Origin of the sequence: Candidatus Thioglobus sp. (assembly GCF_029243085.1) — a bacterium.
Lineage (GTDB): Bacteria > Pseudomonadota > Gammaproteobacteria > PS1 > Pseudothioglobaceae > Thioglobus_A.
The window spans coordinates 1-25,838 of the sequence record NZ_JAQWSS010000096.1; the positions used below are offsets into that span (position 1 = coordinate 1).

Consider the following 25,838-nt stretch of genomic DNA (forward strand, 5'->3'; position numbering starts at 1 on the left):
GAGCGAGATTCATCTGCAGCATTATCAAGTGCATAATCTGTTGTTGAAAGGGTTAACTTAGGGGTTAACGAGTAAGCGTTAGTGGTAATAGCGCGACTAAAGTTAGCCTGTGCATGAGTTCGTACACCTGTAGCGGCATTAGTTTTATGTTTGAATTTAGTACTGACTAATGACAAATCCATTTGACGATTATCTAAACCAGTAAAACTTTTGGTAATAGATAATTCTGGCGCTCTTGTGTATTCAGCAGTGCCATTATTAATTAATTGTTCATTCTCAGCAAAAAATGCCATACTTAAATTTTGCTCTGAATCCTCAAAGTTTAAATCAATATGAGAGTTTAAAGCTGATATTGAAGTATTTGCATGAGCAATATCTTTAAAATAATCTTGATCAGAAACACGCTTGGTAGTAATGTTTAAATCTGTTTTATCATTCAGTGCCAAGTCAATCGTTGAGTTCAACAACCAGCGCTTATTCTTGGTGATTTTATCTTCATTTAAATAATGCCCTTCAATCTCAAAACGCCCCTGATCTAAATACTTATTGCCAGCAATCAATTGGCGGTACTTACCTTCAACAACACTGCCACGACTAGAGAGTTGGTTCAGAGTTAATAAGAAATCTCGATCTGGCGCAATGTTAAAGTAATAAGGAATTTTAACCTGATAGTCATTATTTTCATGCATGGCAAAAGCCGGCGCTAAAAAGCCTGAGCCTCGCCCTTCAAGTACCCATTCGTGGTAAGGTGCATAAAGTACAGGAACACCTAAAAACTCCACCACTACATCTCTAGCAGTACCGCGATTTGTCTTAGAATTAAGCGTTATTTGATCAGCTTTCATTTGCCAATCGGTATTTCCTAGAGGACATAATGTGTAACTGACTGAATCAAAAACTTGGCTTGTACCGTTATTAACAACCTGATTCGCCTGACCATTCATTTTGCTATTTGGATAATGGAACTTCACTTGATCCAAGGTAATGTGATTATTATCACCTTGTTTTTTAACCACAGCATGATCGCCAACAAACATTAATTCATTATCTTGATACTTGACATGACCTTTAGCGCTTGAGGTTTTGTCCGTTTTTTTAATTTGAACTTCATCAGCAGCTAGGTAATAAGCGCTAGAATTCAGAGATACATCGCCAGTTAACAAATAAACATCACTTTTGGTGATTTCACTACGATCAGCTAAAACATCTAAGCTTTCGTCATTAGACAAAGTTTGTTTTGGAAAGAGTAATTGGTTATCCTTACAATTTACTGCGTAACCTTGAGCGCTAACAGCACCTGAAAATAAAATAAATGAACAAAGAGCAAGAGACTTTTTCATATCGCAAATAGTATTTTTCAAATACATTTATTTTAACACCATATAAATGACAAATAGCTCGCATATATTAGTTACATAACGATGTATTTATTTGGGTAAAATAACTCAGGTTTTTAATAATAAATGGAAGCATATAGATGGCCTGGAACGATAACAACAATCAAAATCCGTGGGGTGGTGACAATCAAACGCCACCAGAGTTAGATGAAGTGATAAAAGATTTTAAAAATAAATTCAATGGAGCTTTTGGATCGAACAAATCTGGCAAGTCTTCAACACCTTCGGCACCTCAAGGTAGTGTTAAATTTATTGCTATTGTTGCCGTATTGGTCTGGATGCTTTCGGGTATTTATATTATTGATCCAGCTGAAAAAGGTATTGTGCTACGCTTTGGCGCTTTCCAAGAAGAAACCTCTCAAGGACCTCATTGGCACCTACCATTCCCAATTGAAACGGTTAATAGGATTAATGTTGAGCAAATTAGAACGGCTGAGATCGGATATCGCAACGTTGTTAAAGGTAGTCGTCGTTTTGGCGGCAATGTTTCTTCAGAGTCACTCATGCTTACCAAAGACGAAAACATGATTGATGCAAAGTTCGCAGTTCAATACAAAGTTAACGATGCGCAAGCTTATTTATTTAATGTTGCTAATCCAGATACAACACTTCGTCATGTGTCTGAAAGTGCCATTCGTCAAATGGTTGGTCGTAACACCATGGATTTCATCTTAACTGAAGGTCGTGTAAGTATTGCTGATGACATTAAGGAAAGATCTCAAGAATTATTAGACTTGTATAAAACAGGCCTATATATAACAACCGTTAATATGCAAGATGCACAACCACCTGAGCAGGTTCAAGCATCATTTTCTGATGCCGTAAAAGCTCGTGAAGATAAGCAGCGTTTAATTAATGAGGCGCAAACTTATGCAAACGATATTTTGCCTAAATCACGTGGTCTTGCTGCACGTTTGCTCGAAGAATCAAGAGCTTATAAATCAGAGGTGGTTTCTAAGTCTGAAGGTGAATCATCAAGATTTAAACAAATCTTGGCGGAATATGAGAAAGCGCCAGCTGTTACTAAGGAGCGTTTATACCGTGAAACTATGGAGAGTGTGTTAGCCTCTACTAGTAAAGTAGTAGTTGATTCTAAAGCCAATTCAATGATGTATCTACCGATTGATAAGCTTATTAATGCCAAGCAGTCAAACACACAGATTACTATTCAGGAATCTCAACAACAAGTAGAAAACCCGAACAATGTTAGAAATGTTTTTCGTAACAGAGGAGTAAGATAATGAAAAAGATGGGATTAATCATTATTGCTGTAGCATTTTTTGTACTAAGCTCAGCACTTTATACTGTCAATGAAACACAAACTGCGATTAAGTTACGTTTAGGTGAAATTGTTAGTGTTGATAAAGAACCAGGTCTTAAATTTAAAATGCCATTCGTAAATAACGTGGTTAAGTTTGATGATCGTGTACAAACCTTAGATGCGCCATCAGAGCGATTCTTAACAGGCGAGAAGAAAAACGTAATTGTTGATTCATACGTAAAGTGGCGTATTAACAATGCAGAGCAATTTTATAAATCAACAGGTGGTAATTTGGCGCGTACTAGCAACCGTCTTGCTCAAATTATTAAAACAGGTCTTAAAAGTGAATTTTCAAAACGTACTATTGCTGACGTAGTATCAGGCGAGCGTAGTGAGATTATGGCCAATATTGTTAAGCTAGCTAAAAAAGATATTAGCGAGTTTGGTATTGAGATTGTTGATGTGCGTATCAAGCGTATCGATCTTTCTCAAGAGGTGTCAGATTCAGTTTATGCTCGTATGCAAGCAGAGCGTCATCGTGTAGCTAAAGATTTTAGATCGAAGGGTGCAGAAGAAGCTGAAATTATTCGCGCTGCTGCTGACAAAGAAAGAACAATTATCTTAGCTGATGCGTATCGTGACTCTGAAATCATTCGAGGTGAAGGAGATGCGATGTCTGCTAGTAATTATGCACAAGCCTATAGTTTAAATACTGATTTCTACTCTTTCTACCGCTCACTAGAATCATATAAAAAATCATTTGCAAATCAAAGTGATGTACTAGTGTTAAATCCTAATACAGAGTTTTTCCGTCACTTTAATCCAGAAGTTAAATAAATATATATGAATACATGGCAACTACCTGAAGGGATTGATGAGCTAACAGGCAATCAGGCATTAAAGTTTGAGATGCTACGTCGAGCACTGATTGATTTATATACAGACAAAGGTTTTGGTTTGGTTGTTCCGCCGATGGTGGAGCATGTAGATTCGTTATTACTAACCAGTGATTCTGTTAATGAAAAAACATTTAAATTTTTAGATCCTGCTAGTGGAAAAATGTTGGGTGTACATGCTGATATCACCCCGCAGATTGCTCGAATTGATGCAAAGCGTGCCAATAACAACATTGAAAAATATTGTTATATTAATGCCATCTTACAAACGAGTGCAGATGACTTTTATGATTCTCGCTCGCCTATTCAGGCAGGGGCAGAGTTATATGGATCTGAGAATACCTCAGCGGATGTTGAAGTCATTGAGTTAATGCGAGAAAGTTTAGCGTTATTATCAATCGAAAATATTGTTATTAGCATAGGTAATGTAGCTATCTTTGACGCACTAGTTCAACAGGAAGATTTAGATGCTGTGCAAGCAACAGAATTGCGTCATATATTTGCCCATAGATCTAATCCAGATTTATCAGTATTTATTGATAACAATTCTCTAATCAATGCCTCTTTGTTTAGTGCGCTAATGAAGTTAGAGGGCAATAGTGCAACACTTGAGCAAGCCATGGAATTGTTTGTAGAATTTCCAGAAGCTTGTATTGCTATTAAAGATTTGCAAGATATTGATCAACAACTTCAAGAAAAGGGTATTCAAGCTATCTATGATTTGGCAGAATTACAAACCTATGAATATCACACCGGCGTGGTATTTTCAGCTTATAACGAAGATTACTCTAAGGCTTTAGCTCAAGGTGGTCGTTATAACGGTATTGGTGAGTCTTTTGGACAATCAAGAGCAGCCACAGGATTTTCATTTGATTTGAAATTTTTATCTCAATCAAAATAATCATTATTAACAACGAATTAATTAGTTAGGAATTAGCATGTCAAAAAATGTAGTAATCATTGGTACACAATGGGGTGATGAAGGAAAAGGTAAAATTGTAGACTTGATTACAGATAAAGTATCAAGTGTGGTTCGTTTTCAAGGTGGACACAATGCAGGGCACACATTGGTAATTGATGGTCAAAAAACAGTACTACATTTGATCCCTTCTGGTATTTTGCGTGATGATGTTGAGTGTTTAATTGGACACGGTGTTGTGTTATCAATGTCAGCTCTAATTAAAGAACTTGGTGAATTAAACGAAGCAGGCGTTGATGCGAAGTCACGTCTAAAGATTGCCCCAGGGTGTCCATTAATTATGCCGTATCACGTTGCCTTGGATAATGCACGTGAAGCTAAACGTGGAAAAGCTGCCATTGGCACAACAGGCAACGGCATTGGCCCTGCTTATGAAGATAAAGTTGCACGTCGTGGACTTCGCGTTGGCGACTTGTTAGATCTTGATGCATTTGCAGATAAGTTAAAAGAAGTAATGGAATATCATAACTTTGCATTAACAAGTTATTACAATGCACCGGCATTAGATTTTGACACAGTATTAGCGGAAGCTAAAGAACAGGCTAAGATAGTCATTCCAATGATTACCGATGTTACTGAGCAGATACATCAGCATATTGCCAACAACGAGAATATTTTATTTGAAGGTGCACAAGGTGCTCTTTTAGATATTGACCAAGGTACTTATCCATTTGTGACTTCATCAAACACAACTTCGGGCGGTGCAGTAACTGGCTCTGGTGTCGGTGTAACTGATATTGACTATGTATGCGGCATTGTGAAAGCTTATACAACACGCGTAGGTGGCGGACCATTTCCAACAGAGTTGGTTTATGATGTTGCAATAGACGAAGGAGATGCAATTGGCAAGGTATTAGGTACCGTTGGCCACGAATTTGGCGCAACGACAGGACGTCAACGTCGATGTGGTTGGCTAGATATGGTTACACTTAACCGCTCTCTTAAGCTTAATGCGGTAACAGGTATTTGTCTAACAAAATTAGATGTACTTGATTCCTTAGACAGTATTAAAATTTGTATTGGTTACGAACTCAATGGAGCCACTACAACAACGCCGCCATACGATGCACAAGGTTATGCAGATGCACAGCCAGTCTATATTGAAATGCCAGGTTGGAATACATCAACTATTGGCACAGATTCATTTGACTCATTGCCGATAGAAGCACAAAACTATATTCGTAAAATTGAAGAGCTTTCAAGTTTGCCAGTAGATATTTTATCAACCGGACCAGATCGCAATGAAACACTGATCCTCAACAACCCATTTGACGAGTAAATATATGAGTGATCCACACCAAAAAAGAGAAGCTAAAAAATACGAAAATCCAATCCCGTCAAGGGAGCATATTCTCTCTTTTTTTAAAAAGAAGCCGTTATCAAAATACGACTTATTTGATTTGTTAGAGGTTGAAGGAAAGCAGAAAAAACCCCTAACACACCGCTTAAAAGCAATGGTTCGTGATGAACAATTAGATTACAACAAGGATGGAGATTTTGTTATTTTTGACCCAGAAGCGGGTATTAAAATTGGTACGGTTGTTGCCAATCCCAAGGGGTTTGGTTTTCTTAAACTAGAAGAGGGTGGCAAAGATTTACGTCTTAATTCAAGACAGATGCAACTAGTGTTTCATGGTGATAAGGTTAAAGCTCGCTTGATTAGTAAGCGTGGCGATGCCAAGATAGTTGAGGTATTAGAAAGTGTTAAAAGTGTTGTTGCTCGTCTACATCTTAATGAAGATGGTACTGCTTATGCAGTGGTTGATGACAAACGCATTCGTAACAATATTAACATTCCAAATATCAGTCAGGACAATACCAACGAGCAAATAGTTGTTGTTGAAATCACTAAATCGCCAAGCTTTAAATCATTAGCAGAAGGAAGAATTGTTCATATTCTAGGTTCATACATGGATGAAGGTGTAGAAACAGATGCCGCGTTATACCGTAACGGCATTCCAGTTGATTTTTCAGAAGCAGCAATAGCACAAACAGCAAAAATTCCGACAGAAGTTACCTCTCAAGATAAAGCAGGTCGCGTTGATATTACCGATATGAAATTGGTAACGATTGACGGTGAAGATTCAAAGGACTTTGATGATGCAGTGTTTGCAGAATCAACAAATAATGGTTGGAAATTGGTAGTTGCCATTGCTGACGTATCTTATTACGTTGAAGAAGGTACAGCACTTGATCACGATGCAATTGAGCGAGGTAATTCAGTCTATTTCCCACGACGCGTAGTACCAATGTTGCCTGAAGCTTTATCAAATGGCCTATGTTCAATTAACCCTAATGTAGAACGCTTATGCATGACGTGTGAAATGAATATTGATGCAGCTGGTAATTTACTTGATTACAAATTCTATCCAGCAGTTATGTTTTCACATGCAAGACTAACTTACACTAAAGTGAGTCAAATCTTGGAGCACGATGATCAGGCGTTAAAAACTGAATATACATCAGTCTTAGAGAATTTAAACGATTTGTACGATCTATATAAAGTTTTAAAAGATGCCAGAACTAAACGTGGCGTTATGGACTTTGATCGTATTGAATCGCAGATTTTATTTAACGACAACGGCAAAATTGACAATATCATCGCTCGTTCAAGAAATGACGCGCATAAATTAATCGAAGAATGCATGCTAATGGCTAATCAAGCAACAGCAAAATTCTTAGGTGAAAACAAAGAAGACTTCCTATATAGAATTCATCCAAAACCAACAGCTGAAAAAGTAGAAGTGACTCGTCAATTCTTGACAGCAGTTGGCTTGACACTTGAAGGTGGCGATCAACCAGATTCAAAACATTTTGCCAAAGTGCTTGAAGATGCCAAAGGTCGAGATGATGAAAATATCATTAAAACTGTCGTGCTTCGCACTATGAAGCAGGCCGTTTACACTCCGGCAAATGAAGGCCACTTTGGCTTAGCATTTGATGATTACACGCACTTTACTTCTCCAATTAGAAGATATCCGGATTTATTAGTGCATCGTGCTATTAATCGCGTGCTAAACAAGAAAAAGCCTTCATTTATGGGCAAGCTAGTCAATAAAGTCATGGGTAATAAGAAGAAAGAGCCTTCTAAAAAGATGATTGAGTTAGGTGTTAATCTGTCTGTCACTGAACGTCGTGCTGATGATGCCTCTCGTGATGTGGAGCAATGGCTAAAATGCGAATACATGCGCGATAAAATTGGCGAAACATTTAACGGCGTTATTTCGGGTGTTGCAGGTTTTGGAATCTTTATCGAATTAACCGAGGTGTTTGTCGAAGGCATGATCTCAGTACGCGATTTACAAGATGATTATTACAATTTTGATGATATTCATCATCAATTAAAAGGCGATCGCACTGGAAAAGTATTTCGTTTAGGTGATACGATCAAGATTCAAATAGCCTCAGTCAATCTAGATGATCGACAAATGGTATTTACTCCTGCACCAGAAGAGGAGTAGGAAAGGCGCTTTGTAATAACATATAAAATGGATTTAAAAGGGTTGGCTCATCAACAGCACTCTTACTTCTATCGTATTATCATTTACTGTTTTTTATATTTGAACACTAACCGGGTCAAATAAAATACAGATAAAAGCATTTCATGGGTGGTGTTCGCCTTAGTTTCAGATTAAAATCCGTAATTATTCAACCCTTTATTAAAATACTGGACAATAATCATGAAATTCTACGCCCCTTGGGAAAAATCATTCGAAAAAATATCAACACCATTTGAGCATTTTCTTCACGCCCAAACAACCACTGGAAAAATATTAATTTTTATGACTGTGTTGGCATTGGTTTTAGCTAATACATCTTTGACAGAAAGTTATCAGCATTTTTTTCATACCAATATAAATCTTAGTGTTGGCTCTTGGGAATTGTCACATAGTATCCATCATTGGATCAATGATGGCTTAATGACACTTTTCTTTTTTATTATTGGATTAGAAATAAAAAGAGAAGTTCTTGTTGGTGAATTGTCAGACATTAAAGTAGCTGTTTTGCCTATTTTGGCGGCGATTGGCGGCATGTTGTTTCCTGCTTTAATTTATCTTAGTGTTAATGCAGGTGAGCCTGGAGCAGGCGGATGGGGCGTTCCAATGGCAACTGACATAGCTTTTGCCATTAGTGCTTTGGTTTTATTAGGAAAAAGAGTTTCCACTGCGCTTGTAACCTTCTTGGTCGCCTTGGCAATTGTTGATGATTTGGGCGCAGTAGTGGTGATTGCCCTGTTTTATACTGATCAAATTCATATGGTGCCACTTGCATTGGCAGGGGGCTCTTTTTTAATGTTAGTAGTCTTTAATCGTTTTGGAATTCATCGAATCGCCCCTTATTTTATTGTGGGAATGCTTCTTTGGTTCTTTATGTTAGAGTCAGGTGTTCACGCTACTATTGCAGGAGTAATTGCTGCTTTGGCAATTCCATCAACACCTAAACAATCTCCTTTTAATTTATCTAAAGATACTAAAAAATTGCTCAATGATTATGACAAATATCCTGTCTGTGAAAATAATACTCTGCATGAAAATCAAAAAGCCATTCTTACCAATATTCAGGATAGAATTTATGCAGTGGGGTCTCCTGCTGATAGATTAGAACACGATCTGCATCTTCCAGTCAGTTTAATTGTAATCCCATTATTTGCTTTAGCGAATGCGGGCATTGCAATTGATTTTGAATCGGTCAGTTCTGTTATTATTGAGCCCGTATCAATGGGTATTATTTTGGGACTAATACTAGGAAAAGTGATTGGAATTTTTGGTGTTGCTTGGCTAGCTATTAAATTAAAAATTGCCAAACAGCCTGATCAAAGTAGCATGAGTCAAATTTTTGGCGTAGCTCTTTTGGGTGGTATCGGCTTTACCATGTCTATTTTTATAGCTGAGTTAGCTTTTGCCAATACGCCTGAATTGATTTTTCAGGCTAAAGTTGGCATTCTATTAGCATCATTAGTTTCTGGTATTTGTGGTTATTTATGGCTTAGATATGTAGCTAAAAAATAACTTGGCAAGTTGTTAAATAAAAAAAAGGAGGCAAAAGCCTCCTTTTTTTTTGGAATGACTAACAATAAATATTAATCAGTTACAGCACCTTCAGAAGCAGACTTAGCCAGTTTTGCAAACTTAGCTAAAACACCTTTGGTATAGTTTGGCTCTGGTTGTGTCCATTTAGAAAGCCTCTCATCTATGATGGCTTGATCTACTAATAGCTCTAGTACATTGTTTTCTGCATCAATAAGTATTTCATCACCATCTTCAACAACGGCTAACACACCACCTTTGAACGCTTCAGGTGTTATATGACCTACAACAAAGCCGTGTGTCCCTCCTGAAAAACGACCATCGGTCACCAAAGCAACTTCTCCACCTAGGCCTTTACCCATAACAGCCGAAGTTGGCGCTAGCATTTCGCGCATTCCAGGCCCACCTGCTGGACCTTCATAACGGATAACAATGACATCGCCAGCTTGAATTTTATCGTTCAAAATTGCTTCAAGCGCCTCTTCTTCTCTGCCAAAGCATTTGGCACTACCTTTGAAACTCAACCCTTCTTTTCCAGTTATCTTGGCCACAGATCCTCCTGATGCCAAGTTGCCTTTCAAGATTCTTATATGTGAATCTTTCTTAATTGGATTGTCTAAAGCTTTAATGATTTCTTGGGACTCTGGATACGGCTCAACATCTTGTAAGTTTTCAGCCATAGTTTTTCCAGTTACTGTTAAGCAGTCACCATGTAATAAGCCAGCATCTAAAAGCATCTTCATTAGTGGCAGAGTGCCGCCAATTTCAATCAGCTCACTCATCATATATTTGCCTGATGGCTTTAAATCAGCCAATACTGGTACATTTTTACCAATACGAGTAAAGTCATCAATATTAAGGTCTTTAACGCCTGCTGCGTCAGCCATAGCAATCATATGTAGTACAGCATTGGTGGATCCACCTAGAGCAATAAGAACGGTGATTGCGTTTTCAAATGCTTTTAAGGTCATAATATCGCGAGGCTTAATATCTTTCTCAAGTAAATTAAGAACAGCTTCACCAGCACGAATACAATCATCTTTCTTATCTGCAGAAACAGCATCCTGCGCAGAAGAATTAGGCAGACTCATACCTAATGCCTCAATAGCAGAAGACATGGTATTGGCAGTATACATACCACCACAAGAGCCTGGACCAGGGATTGCTGTCGACTCAATATTTTCTAATTCGATATCATTAATTGCATTATTAGCATATTGTCCGACCGCTTCAAAAACGCTAACAATGTCTGTATGATTTTTACCTGGTTGGATTGTTCCACCATAAACAAAAATTCCAGGTCGATTAAGACGTGCCAATCCAATTAAACAGCCTGGCATATTTTTATCACAACCGCCAATAGCAACAACACCATCAAATCCTTGACAACCAACCACTGTTTCAATGGAATCAGCAATAACTTCGCGAGAAACCAGAGAGTATTTCATTCCTTCTGAACCCATGGAAATACCATCAGAAATTGTGATCGTGTTAAAAATAACACCTTTTCCACCTGCAGAATTAATGCCTTTTTCAGCTTCATCAGCAAGCTGATTAATGTGCATATTACAAGGGGTTACCATTGACCAAGTTGATGCAATACCGACTTGAGGCTTATTAAAGTCTTCTTTCTCAAAGCCAACAGGGTAGAGCATGGCACGACTAGGCGCACGCTCATAACCATCAACAACTTGAGAAGAGTGTTTTCTTGTATTGGACATAATGTTTTTTTCGATTGCTAAAAAGACTAAATTTTAGACTAAAATAGGAGTTTTCTCAAAGACTTTTATTGCTAACTTGAATACTGCACAGAAAATTTTTGATCTGACTCAGCCTTTTGTTAATGAAGGCAAGATCCTCCCAAGAACAAATCAGCAAATTAATGACAATATTGATGATTTTATTTTGCTTTTTAATGAGAATGAGCTTCTAGCATGTGCTGGATTAAAAGATTGTCAAGAAGGCTCTATGGGTGAAATTTATTCGCTTGCCGTGGCTCAAAACTCTCAAAATACTGGGCTTTCTACAAAGTTATTAGATAAGATTCTGATTAAAGCAAAAGAAAGGGGATTTGTCAAAATCTTTGCTCTAACTAAATTTGGCACTAAATGGTTTCTTAAAAATGGATTTACCCAAATGAAAATAAGCAATTTACCGACTAAGCGTCAAAAATATTTTAATCATGATCGCAACTCTTCTATTTTTTTTAAAGAGGTTTGTTAATGCAAATTAAAGAACGTATTCGCGGCTATTTACCAGTTGTTATCGACATTGAAACTGCGGGGTTTAACCATCAAACGGATGCTATGTTGGAAATTTGCGCAGTTATTATTGGCATAGATGAAGCCGGTCAGTTTTTTACCAAAGAGCCTCAGCATTTTCACATAAATCCTTTTAAAGGCGCCAACATTGAGCCTGCTGCCTTGAAGTTTAATGGTATTGATGTGGATAATCCACTACGCGGCGCAATTGATGAAAAATTAGCTTTGAGTGATATGTTTAAAACCATTCGCACTGAAATGAAAGAACAAGACTGCACACGCTCAATTTTAGTAGGCCATAATGCATTTTTTGATTTAAATTTCTTATATGCTGCCAGTGATAGATCAAAACTTAAGAGTCCATTCCATCAATTTTCCACCATTGACACTGTTAGTTTGTCAGCACTTGCTTTTGGTGAAACAGTTTTAGCTAAGGCGATTGCTAAAGCTGGCATAGAGTTTGATAATACTCAGGCGCACTCAGCTTTATATGACACTGTAAAAACAGCTGAGTTATTTTGTCAGATCTTTAATAGCTACGAATTTAGCGCAATTTCAAAGAATTGATTAAACCTTAGCCTTTCTTTTTGCGCTTGATGGATATCCATTAATTTAAATTTCACTGCGGCATTTGGCTGTTTTTGTGCAAGCTTAGCTAGATCTAGCGAGAATACTGTGCCTATTTTAGGATAGCCACCAATGGTTGGCGCATCTTTAAGTAGAATAATAGGTAGGCCATCAGTCGCTATTTCTACACTACCGTAGCTCATTCCTTCGGAAATCATTTTTTCTTTTTTAACCGTCATTGGTGCACCATCAAGCCTACAACCGGTACGATCATTTGCATTTTTAATGCGATATTTTTGATTAAAAAATAATGATCTTTGTGCATCGCTAAATTCAAAATATTGATAACTTGGTAACAGCCTTAAGATGACATCTGTGTTGTAATTAGGGATGTATTGGGGTGCTATAAAATGTTCAAGTTGAGCGCAAGATGATTGACAGTCTAGAATATCTAACTCACTAAGTTTTGAGCCAATATTTTCCCGTAGATTTACCGATCTAGAGTTAAACAACACTTGAGTATTAAAACCACCTTTAACGGCTAAATAAGCACGTATGCCATGCTTGGGTAATGCCCAGCTAAGTCTATCCCCTTTGTCAATTTGAATGCTACGCCAATTGGAAGCTGCCTGAGTATTAACCTTAAAATCAAGTTCGGCGCCACACACACAAATGACCATATCATCCAGTGCTTCAAGCTCAACGTTGCCAAAGGTTATTTCTAAAACAGCGTCATTAAAATTATTTCCAAGTAGGTAATTAGCCCAACTATAAGCATGTTCATCCATTACCCCAGATTGATTCATGCCATGGGCGCCATGGGTGAGTCTGCCATAATCTTGAATAGTGGAAAGAAAACCTGGTTTAATTACTTTAAAGCTCATATCTTACTCGCCGTAACGCGAAAATTCGTCATGAGTGATTGGATAAAATTTAACTCGATCACCCACTTTAAATTTATTCAAACTTTCAGGATTGTTCAATGATAAATCTAACGGGGTTCTGCCGATGATATTCCATCCGCCCGAGGATTCGCTTGGATAGACAGCGGTTTGACTATCGGCAATCCCCACGCTGCCAGCAGGAATCTTAATTCGTGGCGTAGCTAGGCGTGGCGCCTGGATAAGTTTATCCACCTGGCCTAAGAAAGCAAATACCGGGCTAAACCCAATTGCGTGCACTAAATATTCTTGTGAACTGTGGATATCAATAAACTCATCTAGTGAGAGATCTTTTTCGGCCAATAATTTTTCTAAATCCAAACCTGTTTCGAAGCTGTAGTTAACAGGAATATGAATTAAATCATATGTTTGAACTGAATCTGAAAATTTAAAATTTTCCAGTAAGTTTTGTACTTCAGCTGAAAACTCAAGGTAACTAATTTTACTCAGATCATAATTCACCAAAAGTGAAGTATAGGAGGGGATTGAATCAATAATTAGATCAGAAAATTGAGTGTTAAGCTCATTGGCAAAATTTGCAATATTTTTAGGCAATGAATTATCGATCTTACTGCCAAAGTAGATTAATATTGAACTCTCTCCTGCCAAGATAATTTTATGCATGTTAAAGTCTTTTTAGTGCCTCTACAGAAGCTAGATTGTCACTATGAAAGCAAATTGTATCAATTTTGATCTTTTTATCGTTATTAAACCGCCAAAATTGCTCAATAATGGCACTACTATCATCTAGCACAGCATCTTTCTCACTTCTAGCAATCATATTTAAACCAATATAGCCTCGATCTGCAAAAACTTCACGTAAAAAACGGCCATTTGTCATATTTTCAAGATTTTTCAAATACATCTCATTACCAGCTTGTACCACCAAGTCTAGTTTAGGATTAATTGCATTAATCACACGGCACAACACCTTTAAAACATCGTTTCTGTGCATCATGTCATGATACAAAGCACCATGTGGCTTGATATATTCTAATTTGCCATTATGTTGCTGACAAAGCGTTTGAAAATGAGCTACTTGGCTATAGATTAATTCATACAGTTTATCAGCTGAAAGATTCTGACTGATACGCCCAAAATTTTCTTGGTCAGCATAACTTGGGTGTACGCCAATTCTCACCTGATGTTTGACTGCTAATTTAATGGTATCAATCATGCTTTGATCATCACCCGCATGCCCGCCACAAGCAATATTTGCCATATCAATCAAAGGCATGACTTCCACATCAGGGCTAGGTGTTAAACATTCACCAAGATCACAGTTAATAAGCATCATTTGTCATAAATAATAAAGTTAATATGTGGAACAGATGATAGATAGTTTATTAAATACAGTCATCAATAAAAAATCAAGAATTTGTTATTCTAAACTCACTTTAAATAAATAAAGAGGGTTATGTTTATTTAGTTAAGATTTCCATGCTGAACGCATGTACTTTGCGTTTTTCTTTAGGTGGTGTTTGTGTGTAATTAGAGGTATATATTTCAGTTAAATAATGATGGCAATCATTTGGTACTGGAAACTGAGTGCCTTCAAATTCTAAACTTTTAAGGGGCAGTACCTTGTTTAAATCAAACCATGCTGATACGTCAGGCATTTCACCGCCATAAATAACTTTAGATGTATCACCTTCCCATTCTTGATGTTTATCACATAATTCTTTTGTTAATTCTGTGCGTTCTAAAGGGTTGTCTATGCCATTAGGCGTATGAAGGCTAATGGATGAAAATGAGCGAATATCGGCCAACGTCTTATCATAAAATATTTTGTTTTCTGCGCTATTATCAATGCTTAACATGGGAAAAATATCAACAAACACACCTTGATGATAGTTTATATCTCTATCTTTCTCATGCCATTCAACTATCTTAGCTTTGTTTGATCGTAGTTTGATATAGTCAAACTTAAAACTTTTGTCGGTTTCTTTTGTTTGAAAGAAAATCTTATCAGATAATGCATCAGCTGCAATATCTTTAAATTTATTGTAATCTTCAACTGGCATAGATAAATCTATATCATCGTCCCAAGGAATAAAACCTTGATATCTAACAGCGCCAAGCAATGTACCTGAATCTAGCCAATATTTTAAATCGTGTTTTTTACAAATACTATCAAATTCAATCAACATATCTAAAATAATCAATTGAGCCTTTCTTAATGTATTTTGACTGATATCACCCATAACTTAATTTCTGCTTACTTTGTAATAGTCAAATAGGGCGTCGATAAGAACGTCAGTATACTCTTTGGTCATATCTCCCATATGCGACACTCTAAAAATAGTGTCCCTTTCATCTCCACCATTAGGACACACCATCACCTTATATTTATTTTCTAAGTCATTAACAATATCTAAGGCAGATTTCCCATCTGTTGGCGTTAATGCGGTCATGGCATTCGGCATAAATAAGCTTGCCACCTTTAAAGGCAAGCCTTTTATACTCAATCTAAAGTAATCAGCCACCTCTCTTGCTGATGCGATGCTCTGAGTAATGCCACCTCTTCTTACTATTTGATTTAACCTAGCTTCTAATTGCAACATAATGGTAACTGCTGGTGTGTAAGGAGTTTGACCTCTTTCACCATTGGATAAATAATCCTTAAAATTAAAATAGAGCGACTTTACACTTTGTAATTTTTCAAGGGCCGTAGGAGATAATACGACCATCGTTAGCCCTGGTGGCAGGGCAAAACCTTTTTGTGAACTGGCTATAACAACATCAATATGGCTTTTTTGCATATCTAACTCATCTGTAACCAGCATTGATATAGCATCCACAATATACATCATGTTATTGTTTTTCGTGTATTCCCCTAATGCGGTTAAATCATACAAATGTCCAACAGATGTCTCATGAGCATTAACAATTAGTGAGCTAAATTTATCTTGTGGCGCGAGTGCTTCTATATCCTTTAAATTGGTGTTATTTACTTGGAAGTTAGTATTGGGCACATCATGTATGTTGCAAATATCAACAAATCTAGCGCCAAATCCCCCGCCATTTACCACCAAAGCGTTATCATTACTATTTAGCAGGTTCATGACCACAGATTCCATGCCGGCTGTACCTGATGCTGTTAAAAAGATCACTTTGGATCCTTCAGGCGCATTTACAATATCAATCAAACCTTTTTCACAATGGTAGACAACATTAGAAAATTCACAGTTTCTAAAATAGGGGGTTTGTTTAGCGCCAACATCTAATATTTCTTGAGACATCTTAACGGGGCCAGGGGTAAAAATATAGTGATCTTCATACATTACTTAACTCTTCCTTTTAATTATTGGCCAATATTGCTACACTGGAGTGTTGGGTGAATTTAATGTCTTAGATCTCTCTCTACCTCTTTGAATTAATGAGGTAAATTCAGCCATCATGTATCTAAACCCATAGCCCTCAAATTCATGATGATGCGCTGGTAGAAAATCTGTCTTCAATTTAGATAAAAAAACGAGTTTTTTGTTTTTTGCCAACTTTATCAACTCTTGCAAATTTTCCTGACTTAAGGCCAAAGATTCTTCACACAAAACATGCTTATTAGACTTTAGCGCTTTTTCTATAAGCATGTAGCACTCTTGTGGCTCACTATTAACATAAACCGCTTCAATCCTAGCGTCTAAAAAATGATCATAATTATCGTACCCATGAACAACATCATTACTCTCATTAGTAAATTCTTCCATGGCATTTAAATCTTGGGAATAAACCTGATTAATGGTCAAATTAGAAACAAATTTAGACTCATCAATAAATGGTTTCGTATCGTGACTAAGGCCTGCAATTCCTAGTTTTATAGTGCCAAAATTTTCTTCCCTTAGCTGTGTACTTGATATACCTGGAGTTCTGGGTAAATATTCAACATGAGTATATTTATTCAAATAATCAAACATCCCCAGCCAGTCATCACCAATAACAAATGTATCGACATTGTATGCAATCATGTCTTCAGACTTTTGATTTCTGTGTGTTTCTATAATAACTTCGTCAATATAATCAATCGCCTTGATAGCTTCAACTCTTTGCTTTGTACTCTGTGCAACGTTTAGCTTTCCCCGCGAGCGATCATAACTTTCATCCGTAACACCGACTATTAAATAATCACCAAAGTTTTTCGCGCGTTCTAGAAGTTTAATATGACCTTTATGCAACATATCAAATGTCCCATAGGTAATAACTATTCTTTTTTTAGAGATTGTAAGTTCCTGATTTTAAAGTGCAGATAACATAGTATAAACTACAAAAATATAAAACCGAAATTAATCAAATACACGCAATATCTTAATCGCGTAACCGTCAGTGACTAGCCTACAGATACCTTATAAAACAATTCGTTTTTTTTAAAAAAACTAGCAACATTTCAAGCTTGAATAAAAGCAACGTCACTATATAATAAAATAATAAATTAACCATCTTAAGATACAAAAAAATGAATCAAATTAAACAAATGTTTGAATTGCAACAGCAGCTAAATGACAATACTAATGGCGAAATCTGGACCGAAGGCGCTACTAAGGAGGGTCGTCAGATTTCATGGCTACGTTGTATTTACATGGAAGCTACTGAAGCCATCGATTCATTTAACTGGAAGCATTGGAAAGATCTTGATGCAAAGCATGATCTTGATAATGCTAAAGTTGAATTGGTTGATATTTGGCATTTTTTAATGTCTGAAGCCATTCATTTTGGTGATGCTGGGTTTGCTGAAATCTATAACGACATGAAGCCAGAGCGTGATACAGATCCTGAAAAATTAGTGGAAATTTTAGAAAAAATTGTAGCTGTTGCTGCAAGTGCCAATGTTGATAAATCGCAAAATTCTTTGTACCAATTGTTTGCCTTATTCTTCCAAGCCATTGCACACATGGAAATGGATGTGCCAGAATTGTACAAACGCTACTTAGTTAAAAACCAACTCAACACCTTTAGACAGGAGCATGGCTACAAAGATGGCTCTTATGTAAAAATGTGGGGTGATGTTGAAGATAATGTAGTTGCTTTCAAAATCATGGATGACAATCCTGAACTGACGCCCGAGCAGCTTTATGAAAAATTAGAGGCCACCTACCAACCTTAACACACCAAGAACAGACTATGATTGAGACAATAAAAACTGAAATTCAAAAAGTTATTATCGGTCAGGAAAATTTGGTCGACAACTTGCTAATAGGGCTCATTACTGGCGGACACATTCTAGTAGAAAGTGTACCAGGTTTGGCTAAAACTACCGCTATTAATACACTAGCAAAAGCATTAGGTATAGATTTTAAGCGCATTCAATTTACGCCTGATTTACTACCGAGTGATTTAACCGGATCACAAATATACAATCCTAAAAGTGGCGAGTTTAGCATTAAGCAAGGACCTATCTTTACTAACTTATTATTAGCAGATGAAATTAACCGCTCTCCTGCCAAAGTGCAATCGGCACTGCTTGAGGTTATGGCTGAAAAGCAAGTAACCATTGCCAGTGAGAGTTTTAAAATTGATGAGCCGTTTTTGGTTATGGCCACACAAAATCCAGTAGAACAAGAGGGCACTTATCAATTGCCAGAAGCACAGCTTGATCGTTTTATGCTTAAAACTGTATTAGATTACAACACTTTGGATGAGGAGCTAGAGGTGGTTAATCGAGTAGCTGTTAATGGATTTGATACTGTTAATCAGGTGGCAAATTTGGACGATATCAGCAAAATACGTGCAGAATTCAAAGCAGTTCACATGGATGAAGCGGTTAAACAATACATCCTTAAAATCATCTTTGCCACACGCTACCCACAAGATTACGGTCTTACTGAGATTAAAGATTTAATTGAGTTTGGCGCAAGCCCTAGAGGTAGTATTGACTTATTCAAGGCTAGCTGTGCCAAAGCACTGATACGTGGCAATGACTTTGTAACACCATTAGATGTTGCTAGTGTGGTCACTGAAGTTCTACAGCACAGAATTGTACTTAGTTATCAAGCTCAAGCTGATAATATTACTGCAAAATCTATTATCCAGAAGATACTTAAGGCAATCAAAGCGCCATAAGCTTTATCATGTTAGCTCAAGAGATACTACTACGCGCTAAGAAGAATGTTTTCACTAACAAGTCAGCTGGAGAGTTATCAAAAATACGGGGAGAAGGGCTAGATTTTTGTGAAATCCGCCCCTATGAGCCAGGCGATGATATTCGCAAAATAAACTTTACAGCAAGTGGCAAAACGGGCGAACTTCAAACCAACATCTTTAACGAGAATAAGCAAATCAATGTAGTGGTTTGCATTATGCTTTCAAGTAGTTTGCACTTTGGCTCTCAACGCCTAAAAAGTGAAACCATTGCTGAAGTTATTGCACTATTAAGTTGTTCATCGATTAAACAGCAAAATCAAACCCAATTACTGTTTTTTGCTAATGACGAACAGCGCTTGTTGCATCTTAACAACACTGGCGCTGTACTTGGTGCAATTGAAACTATGCTATCTTGGGATTTGTTAAGTGTGCAACCTGATTTCAAAATGCTCAACGATTATCTATTGCAACAACAAAAATCTATGGTCTTTATTATTGGTGATTTTTATCAGCAAAATGATTATTCGCTGATTGCCCACAAACATCAACTAAGTACTATTATGGTGCGCGACACTCTGGAAGAGAATCCAAATTTTTCCACAGAGTTAGATTTGGTTAATGCGACAAATAGTAGTAGTATTACAGCCAATATGAATAAAGGGCTGGCATCAAAGTACCAAAAAAAGCTCCAAGTTCAAGATGATAGGCTTTTTTCTCATTTTGAAAGGCATAAGGTTAACAGTGGAAAGCTTTATACCAGTGATAATGCCTTTATTAAGTTAAGTCAAATTCTACGATAATGAGTCAGTTAAAGGACATTAAGCCAATTGTTACCATTACCGATGACTCATTAATCTATTTTTTGACGATTGTTTTCATTATCCTACTAATGACAGGATTTTTTTATTGGAAATCAAGAAAAGCTAAGCACAATGACACTAGAAAAAATGCCATTATAAAGTTACAAGAACTTGATTATTCAAATAGCAAGATGGTTGCTTATGATTTTAAAAAGTATGCAGAGCGGTTATGTAATGATGATAACAAAACTCAATTTGAACAAATTAATTATGCATTAGAGCACTACAAGTATAAGAAGCAAGTAGACAGCCTTGATTCGGATTTAATACAAAAAATTAAGGAATTTGTCAATGTTTAGCTTTGAGTATCCTTATGTTTTTTCCCTGCTATTATTAGTTATTGTATGCATGCTATTTTGCAAAGAAAAGAAGCGAGCTATTTACTTTCCAAATATTGAATTATTAACCAGTTTAACAAGATCTAAGCAAGTATTGCTAAACGCCTTAAGAATCACTATTCTAAGTTTACTTATTGCTAGCCTTGCAAGCCCGATTAAAACAGAACAGATTATTCTTGACAACACTCAAGGGCATGAGATATCTTTAATCTTAGATGCCTCTGGATCTATGGCCTATGGAGACAAGTTTAGAATTGTTAAAGCTATTATGGTTGATTTTATCTCACAACGTAAAACAGATAAATTAGCCCTAAGTGTTTTTGCAGATTTTGCATATACTGTGGTGCCATTAACCTATGATAAAAATAGTGTTATAAAAATGCTTGATAATATTGAAATAGGCGTAGCTGGCAGGCGCAAAACAGCACTTTATGAAGCATTATTTTTAAGTTCAAAATTATTTAATAATTCTAAATCCAAAGAAAGGGTTGCGATTTTATTGACGGATGGCAGAGACAATACTGATAGCGTACCTCTGGAGATGGCACTTGAACGTGCAAACGCTAACAAGATTAAGGTTTATACAGTTGCTGTGGGTAATCAACGAGATTACAACGCGGATGTTTTGCAACATATTGCTAGTAGCACTGGTGCTAAATTCTTTTCAGCTAATAGTCAGAAAAGTATTGAAGACATCTATCAGCAAATCAACCAATTAGAAAAAAGCGACATCAACATCAATAAATATGAGAAAAAAAATTATTATTTTCACTATCCACTCAGCTTAGCCTTGGCGCTTTTATTAATTTATTTTTGGCGGAAAAATACATGGTCTTTGAGCAAATAGAGTTATTATATTTAATCATTCCTGTGGCTTTGTTATGGTTTTTTATCCATAGCAAAAATAGCCATATTGAAGATTTATTCTCAACTGCTGTCTTGGCAAAGATCAGTCTTAACAATCATAAAATATCAACCAAAACTCGCCTTAGATTGTTATTACTGAGTATGGCGTTAATGATAGTGGCACTTAGCAAGCCAGCCCTAGAGAGTGGCGAAATTAAGCTTAACAAGCAATTGAGTGATGTTATCGTTGCTATTGATATGTCAAAATCTATGCTAGCAAATGACATCTATCCCAATCGATTTGAATTTGCTAAAAATAAATTACAGATAAGTTTAGATGAAATTAAAAATACGCGTATTGGAATTTTAGGCTTTGCTAATCAGGCTTTTTTAATTTCACCGTTAACAGACGATTTTAATAGTCTGAAATTCTTAATAAAAAACTTACGCCTAGATAGTATTAGCTTAACAGGAACAAATATTAGCAACATTTTGAAATCGGCCAATGATTTATTTGGCAACAGCTCAAACAAACAGCTACTCCTCCTCACTGATGGTGGTGATAGCAATGATTTTAGTGAGGAAATTGATTACGCAAATGAGCAAAATATTCAAGTCTTTATATTTGATATAGCGTCCGAACGCGGTAGTAGTATTCATACTGAATCAGGCGCTTTAGAGGATGATTACGGAAATTTAGTCATTGTTAAAGAAAATCCAAATATTATAAAACTGGCCAATAAAACTCAAGGTAGCTACTTAAAATATTCATTAAACAATCAAGATTTATCAAATTTTGTTAATGGATTTAAACAACATGCAAGTAGCAAAAATACTAGTATTGTGCAAAAGCGTCAATTGTTTTACTATCCTTTAACTCTAGCTCTGATTCTTTCGTTTTTTGCATTTTTTTCTCTTCCAAAAAAATCATGAGATTTATATTCTTACTGCTATTAACCATTGATACACACGCGGGACCGCTTGATTTCTTAAGCATTCATCAGGCAAACACAGCTTATGAAAAGCAAGATTATCAGCTTGCTGGTGAGAAATTTAGCCATATTGATAATGATGCCGCACGCTTAAATCAAGCAAACAGTCTCTACAAGCAAGGCCTCTACAAGCAATCATTAAAGCAATATAAAGCTGTCAAGGATAAAAGCTTAGCATTTGATCGTTTGTATAATTCTGGTAATGCTTATGCAAAATCAGGGCAAATTAATGAAGCTATTGATAGTTATGAAGCTGCTCTTAAATTAAAAAAAGATGAGGATGCGTTATTTAATTTAGAATTAGTAAAAAAACAAAAAAGAAAACGCAAGCAAAATAAACAAGATAAAAACAAAAAACATAACAAGCAAAAGAAAAATTCTCAAAAAAATAAGAGCAAAGAAAAATCAGTGAATAAGCAACAGCAAAAAAATAAGCTTAACACGATCAAACAACAACGCTGGGAAAAAGCACTTAACAAACAGCTTAGAACACTCATGATTCCGCTAAATAAACAACAAGATAATAATGAACAAAATCCTTGGTAACTTACTTCTCTTAATCAGTACACCTGTTTTTGCACTAAGCACCGCTAGTGTCAACCAATCTTGGTTTTATCCAGGTGATCAAGTTATTCTAACAATCAGTTCTGATGGCAACAATGTTATCTTTCCTGTCATTAAGGCTGTTGATAGTCATCCCGTTTTATATACAACAAATTCTCAAAAAATTCGTATTATTAACAACCAGCGCTCAAGATTAAGTAGCCAGTCCTATGCCTTTAAACCAGACAAAGATCTAAATATACCGGGCTATACACTAACAGTAGATGGTAACCAGCAGACCACCCAACCAATCAAAGTAACACTCAAAACTCCCACTTTAACCAAAGCTGGAGATGACTATATCTTAAAAATTAAGACAAATAAGCAGACAATTTTTTTAGGGGATGAATTTGAATTAAAAGTCATTTTTAAGGAGAAAAAATCACTAACTTCAAGTCAGCAAGTAAACATTATCATGCCAGAGGTGAAAGATCTTTTGTTTATCAAAAGCAACAAATCAAGCCAAACAACTAATGAGAAATACAATATTCACACATTAAGTTACAAAGTTCGAGCTGATAATTTTGGCAACTTTACTATTCCTAGTGTTATTGCTAGTATCGGTGAGCAAAATAATCGTATATTTGGCAGTTTTTCACCAATAAACCAAACTAGAAAAATCCAGAAGATACATTCAAATTCATTAGTGTTGACTGTTAACCCTTTACCAGATGACTTAAGAGTTTTTGGAGATTTTAAAATTAAAGCTAATATTGATCAGTTAAAAATTGAACAGGGTAAAGCTGCCAACTTAACCATAACAATTACCGGTAATGGTAACTTTGAAGATATTGAACAATATAAACTTGATATAAATGGCGCCACTATCTATAGCAATGAAGCAGAATTTAGCTACAATCAATGGCAACAAAAATTTGCTATTATTGCTAAGGAAAACTTCATTATTCCAAGTTTTAAACTTGATTATTTTGATAAGGTCACCCAAAGTAAAAAACACATTACCACTCAGCCAATTAGTATTCGGGTTGAAGGTGATGAATTGTTGCAAAATCCAATTAAAAAAATAGCTCAAAAGTCAGTAAATATTAATCATCATTCAACTGCTAACAATCTAAAATACTACTACCTGTTATTAGGTGTTGTTATAGGTATTTTGTCCAGTATTTTGATTGTTTTAATAAAAAACAAAAAATCAAATACAGATAAAAATTTAATTACTCAAATTAAATTTGCTAGAAACGACAAAGCTCTATTTGACATACTACTGCCACTCAATATTGTTAATCTAGAGACTATCTTGCAACAATTAGAGGCGAATATTTATAAAAATGCCCAGCATAAAATTAGAAAAAAGGATATTATCAATGCAATCAAATCTGAATATAAAGCTCACTGAATATAGTCATGGACAAGGTTGTGGTTGTAAAATATCACCCAAGGTATTAGACACTATTTTAGAATCTTCTTTAACTGAAATAAATGATCCAAATCTACTAGTTGGTAATGCTTCTCGTGACGATGCTGCGGTTTATGATTTAGGCAATGGTGAAGCAATCATTAGCACCACTGATTTCTTTATGCCAATTGTCGACGATCCATTTACCTTTGGGCGCATAGCAGCAACTAACGCTATTAGTGATATTTATGCTATGGGTGGCTCACCAATTATGGCGATTGCTATTTTCGGCTGGCCACTTGATAAACTATCTCCAGAAGTAGGTCAACAGGTTATTGAAGGCGGTCGTAGTGTATGCACCGAAGCGGGAATCACTTTGGCAGGAGGCCATAGTATTGATGCGCCGGAGCCTATTTTCGGCTTAGCAGTCACGGGTAGAGTGACTATCAAACATCTTAAAGAAAATTCAAAAGCACAAGCGGGCGACAAAATCTATTTAACCAAGCCTTTAGGGATTGGCATTTTAACGACTGCACAAAAGCAAAAGAAAATTACCAAAGAAGATGAGACGCGTGCAATCGACACAATGTGTGTATTAAACAATATTGGCGCTAAACTAGCTAAAATTCAGGGTGTGAATGCGATTACCGATGTTACTGGATTTGGATTGGGCGGGCATTTGGTTGAGGTTTGCCAAGGCTCGAAAGTGTCAGCTGTAGTTAATTATCAAAAGGTTCCAACGTTACCCAATATTCAAGATTATTTAGCTAATGGTTGTTCGCCTGGTGGTGCACAACGTAATTTTGATAGCTATGGTCAACACTTAAGTCCAATGAAACCCGAGGTTCAATCGATCATTTGCGATCCTCAAACTAGTGGTGGATTGCTAATTATGGTTAATGATGAAGCTCAAGTGGAATTCCACAATACGATGCAATTAGCGGGTTTTGAATTGGAGCCAGTTGGAGAGATTATAGCGTTGGATAAAAATAAAGCAATTGTGACCATCAATGAGTAAAGCACTCACCCAAATCGAAGACTTTCATTCATTGGTTATAAACAATACACCGATGTTTGATACGCGTGCACCAGTTGAATTTTCTCAAGGCGCTTTTCCACATACGCAAAGCCTGCCACTCATGAGTGACAAAGAGCGAGAACTAATAGGAACATGTTATAAAAATAAAGGACAAGATAAAGCGATTGAACTTGGCCATGAATTAGTGCAAGGTGATGTTAAGCAAGCTAGAGTGGATGCATGGCTGGAGTTTATTAACAATCATCCGCATGGCGCACTGTATTGTTTTAGAGGCGGCCTTCGCAGTCAAATTACCCAACAGTGGATTTATGAAGCTACAGGAATAGACTATCCACGCTTAAAAGGCGGTTATAAGGCATTACGACGCTATTTAATTGATGAGACCGATCGCATCATGGG

Annotated in this window: 25 protein-coding genes and 1 pseudogene; 18 read left to right on the forward strand and 8 right to left on the reverse strand. The window is 36.4% G+C overall.

The window, feature by feature from the left end; translation table 11 throughout:
- The coding region (gene lptD / locus P8M52_RS05355; RefSeq protein ID WP_300308413.1) for an LPS assembly protein LptD at window positions 1–1,340 on the reverse strand (1,340 nt) is incomplete at its 3' end.
- A 137-nt stretch (window positions 1,341–1,477) separates the two neighbouring features.
- Between lptD and hflK the strand changes: the two genes are divergently transcribed.
- The 6 genes from hflK to nhaA all read left to right on the forward strand — a co-directional run bounded on the left by hflK (window position 1,478) and on the right by nhaA (window position 9,542).
- Window positions 1,478–2,638 carry an FtsH protease activity modulator HflK gene (hflK, locus tag P8M52_RS05360; protein ID WP_300308416.1) on the forward strand — a complete coding sequence of 387 codons (1,161 nt, stop codon included), beginning with the start codon at window positions 1,478–1,480 and terminating at the stop codon, window positions 2,636–2,638.
- On the forward strand, window positions 2,638–3,495 hold the full coding sequence (gene hflC, locus P8M52_RS05365) for a protease modulator HflC (protein WP_300308419.1): 858 nt from the start codon (window positions 2,638–2,640) through the stop codon (window positions 3,493–3,495). The genes hflK and hflC overlap by 1 nt, the downstream gene beginning before the upstream one ends.
- Before the next feature lie 6 nt (window positions 3,496–3,501).
- Window positions 3,502–4,455, forward strand: a complete 954-nt coding sequence (locus tag P8M52_RS05370; protein ID WP_300308422.1) for an ATP phosphoribosyltransferase regulatory subunit — start codon at window positions 3,502–3,504, stop codon at window positions 4,453–4,455.
- A 37-nt stretch (window positions 4,456–4,492) separates the two neighbouring features.
- The gene (locus P8M52_RS05375) at window positions 4,493–5,812 is read left to right on the forward strand and encodes an adenylosuccinate synthase (RefSeq protein WP_300308425.1); all 1,320 of its coding nucleotides are present in this window, start codon (window positions 4,493–4,495) and stop codon (window positions 5,810–5,812) included.
- Between the two features lie 4 nt (window positions 5,813–5,816).
- The gene (gene rnr / locus P8M52_RS05380) at window positions 5,817–7,994 is read left to right on the forward strand and encodes a ribonuclease R (RefSeq protein WP_300308428.1); all 2,178 of its coding nucleotides are present in this window, start codon (window positions 5,817–5,819) and stop codon (window positions 7,992–7,994) included.
- A 219-nt stretch (window positions 7,995–8,213) separates the two neighbouring features.
- Window positions 8,214–9,542, forward strand: a complete 1,329-nt coding sequence (gene nhaA / locus P8M52_RS05385; RefSeq protein WP_300308431.1) for a Na+/H+ antiporter NhaA — start codon at window positions 8,214–8,216, stop codon at window positions 9,540–9,542.
- Between the two features lie 71 nt (window positions 9,543–9,613).
- On the opposite strand, the gene ilvD is transcribed toward nhaA, so the two are convergent.
- The gene (gene ilvD / locus P8M52_RS05390; RefSeq protein ID WP_300308434.1) at window positions 9,614–11,281 is read right to left on the reverse strand and encodes a dihydroxy-acid dehydratase; all 1,668 of its coding nucleotides are present in this window, start codon (window positions 11,279–11,281) and stop codon (window positions 9,614–9,616) included.
- Window positions 11,282–11,357: 76 nt separating this feature from the next.
- Here ilvD and P8M52_RS05395 point away from each other — a divergent pair, with 76 nt between their 5' ends.
- Together P8M52_RS05395 and rnt are read left to right on the forward strand one after the other, a co-directional pair.
- Window positions 11,358–11,783, forward strand: coding sequence for a GNAT family N-acetyltransferase (locus P8M52_RS05395; RefSeq protein ID WP_300308437.1), 426 nt, complete (start codon window positions 11,358–11,360; stop codon window positions 11,781–11,783).
- The gene (gene rnt, locus P8M52_RS05400) at window positions 11,783–12,388 is read left to right on the forward strand and encodes a ribonuclease T (RefSeq protein ID WP_300308440.1); all 606 of its coding nucleotides are present in this window, start codon (window positions 11,783–11,785) and stop codon (window positions 12,386–12,388) included. Before P8M52_RS05395 ends, rnt begins: the two co-directional genes overlap by 1 nt.
- Here rnt and P8M52_RS05405 read toward each other — a convergent pair.
- The 6 genes from P8M52_RS05405 to P8M52_RS05430 all read right to left on the reverse strand — a co-directional run bounded on the left by P8M52_RS05405 (window position 12,358) and on the right by P8M52_RS05430 (window position 17,546).
- Window positions 12,358–13,272, reverse strand: coding sequence for a biotin-dependent carboxyltransferase family protein (locus P8M52_RS05405; RefSeq protein WP_300308443.1), 915 nt, complete (start codon window positions 13,270–13,272; stop codon window positions 12,358–12,360). The two genes, rnt and P8M52_RS05405, sit on opposite strands and share 31 nt — an antisense overlap.
- Before the next feature lie 3 nt (window positions 13,273–13,275).
- Entirely contained in the window at window positions 13,276–13,953 is a 678-nt protein-coding gene (gene pxpB, locus P8M52_RS05410) for a 5-oxoprolinase subunit PxpB (RefSeq protein ID WP_300308446.1), read from the reverse strand.
- A gap of 1 nt (window position 13,954) precedes the next feature.
- Window positions 13,955–14,626, reverse strand: coding sequence for a 5-oxoprolinase subunit PxpA (locus tag P8M52_RS05415; RefSeq protein ID WP_300308449.1), 672 nt, complete (start codon window positions 14,624–14,626; stop codon window positions 13,955–13,957).
- 124 nt (window positions 14,627–14,750) lie between these two features.
- A complete protein-coding gene (locus tag P8M52_RS05420; protein ID WP_300308452.1) occupies window positions 14,751–15,533 on the reverse strand; it encodes a LicD family protein in 783 nt (260 codons plus the stop codon).
- Window positions 15,534–15,536: 3 nt separating this feature from the next.
- Window positions 15,537–16,613, reverse strand: a complete 1,077-nt coding sequence (locus P8M52_RS05425) for an aminotransferase class V-fold PLP-dependent enzyme (protein WP_300308455.1) — start codon at window positions 16,611–16,613, stop codon at window positions 15,537–15,539.
- A 36-nt stretch (window positions 16,614–16,649) separates the two neighbouring features.
- Window positions 16,650–17,546: an adenylyltransferase/cytidyltransferase family protein gene (locus P8M52_RS05430; RefSeq protein WP_363320162.1), complete on the reverse strand. Its 897-nt coding sequence runs from the start codon at window positions 17,544–17,546 to the stop codon at window positions 16,650–16,652.
- A gap of 233 nt (window positions 17,547–17,779) precedes the next feature.
- Here P8M52_RS05430 and P8M52_RS05435 point away from each other — a divergent pair, with 233 nt between their 5' ends.
- The 10 genes and pseudogenes from P8M52_RS05435 to P8M52_RS05480 form a co-directional block, all read left to right on the forward strand.
- Window positions 17,780–18,427, forward strand: a complete 648-nt coding sequence (locus P8M52_RS05435) for a dUTP diphosphatase (RefSeq protein ID WP_300308457.1) — start codon at window positions 17,780–17,782, stop codon at window positions 18,425–18,427.
- Window positions 18,428–18,444: 17 nt separating this feature from the next.
- Window positions 18,445–19,383 carry a MoxR family ATPase gene (locus tag P8M52_RS05440; RefSeq protein ID WP_300308459.1) on the forward strand — a complete coding sequence of 313 codons (939 nt, stop codon included), beginning with the start codon at window positions 18,445–18,447 and terminating at the stop codon, window positions 19,381–19,383.
- 8 nt (window positions 19,384–19,391) lie between these two features.
- Window positions 19,392–20,204 carry a DUF58 domain-containing protein gene (locus tag P8M52_RS05445; protein WP_300308462.1) on the forward strand — a complete coding sequence of 271 codons (813 nt, stop codon included), beginning with the start codon at window positions 19,392–19,394 and terminating at the stop codon, window positions 20,202–20,204.
- A complete protein-coding gene (locus tag P8M52_RS05450) occupies window positions 20,204–20,563 on the forward strand; it encodes a hypothetical protein (protein WP_300308465.1) in 360 nt (119 codons plus the stop codon). Before P8M52_RS05445 ends, P8M52_RS05450 begins: the two co-directional genes overlap by 1 nt.
- Before the next feature lie 49 nt (window positions 20,564–20,612).
- Window positions 20,613–21,449 carry a VWA domain-containing protein gene (locus tag P8M52_RS05455; protein WP_300308468.1) on the forward strand — a complete coding sequence of 279 codons (837 nt, stop codon included), beginning with the start codon at window positions 20,613–20,615 and terminating at the stop codon, window positions 21,447–21,449.
- The gene (locus P8M52_RS05460) at window positions 21,431–22,381 is read left to right on the forward strand and encodes a VWA domain-containing protein (protein WP_300308471.1); all 951 of its coding nucleotides are present in this window, start codon (window positions 21,431–21,433) and stop codon (window positions 22,379–22,381) included. The genes P8M52_RS05455 and P8M52_RS05460 overlap by 19 nt, the downstream gene beginning before the upstream one ends.
- A complete protein-coding gene (locus P8M52_RS05465; RefSeq protein WP_300308474.1) occupies window positions 22,378–22,986 on the forward strand; it encodes a tetratricopeptide repeat protein in 609 nt (202 codons plus the stop codon). Before P8M52_RS05460 ends, P8M52_RS05465 begins: the two co-directional genes overlap by 4 nt.
- Entirely contained in the window at window positions 22,967–24,400 is a 1,434-nt protein-coding gene (locus tag P8M52_RS05470; protein WP_300308477.1) for a BatD family protein, read from the forward strand. Before P8M52_RS05465 ends, P8M52_RS05470 begins: the two co-directional genes overlap by 20 nt.
- Complete coding sequence (gene selD / locus P8M52_RS05475; protein WP_300308480.1) at window positions 24,369–25,418, forward strand: selenide, water dikinase SelD; 1,050 nt, start codon at window positions 24,369–24,371, stop codon at window positions 25,416–25,418. Before P8M52_RS05470 ends, selD begins: the two co-directional genes overlap by 32 nt.
- Window positions 25,411–25,838, forward strand: a pseudogene (locus P8M52_RS05480) (tRNA 2-selenouridine(34) synthase MnmH); the annotation flags it as partial. The gene selD and the pseudogene P8M52_RS05480, both read left to right, overlap by 8 nt.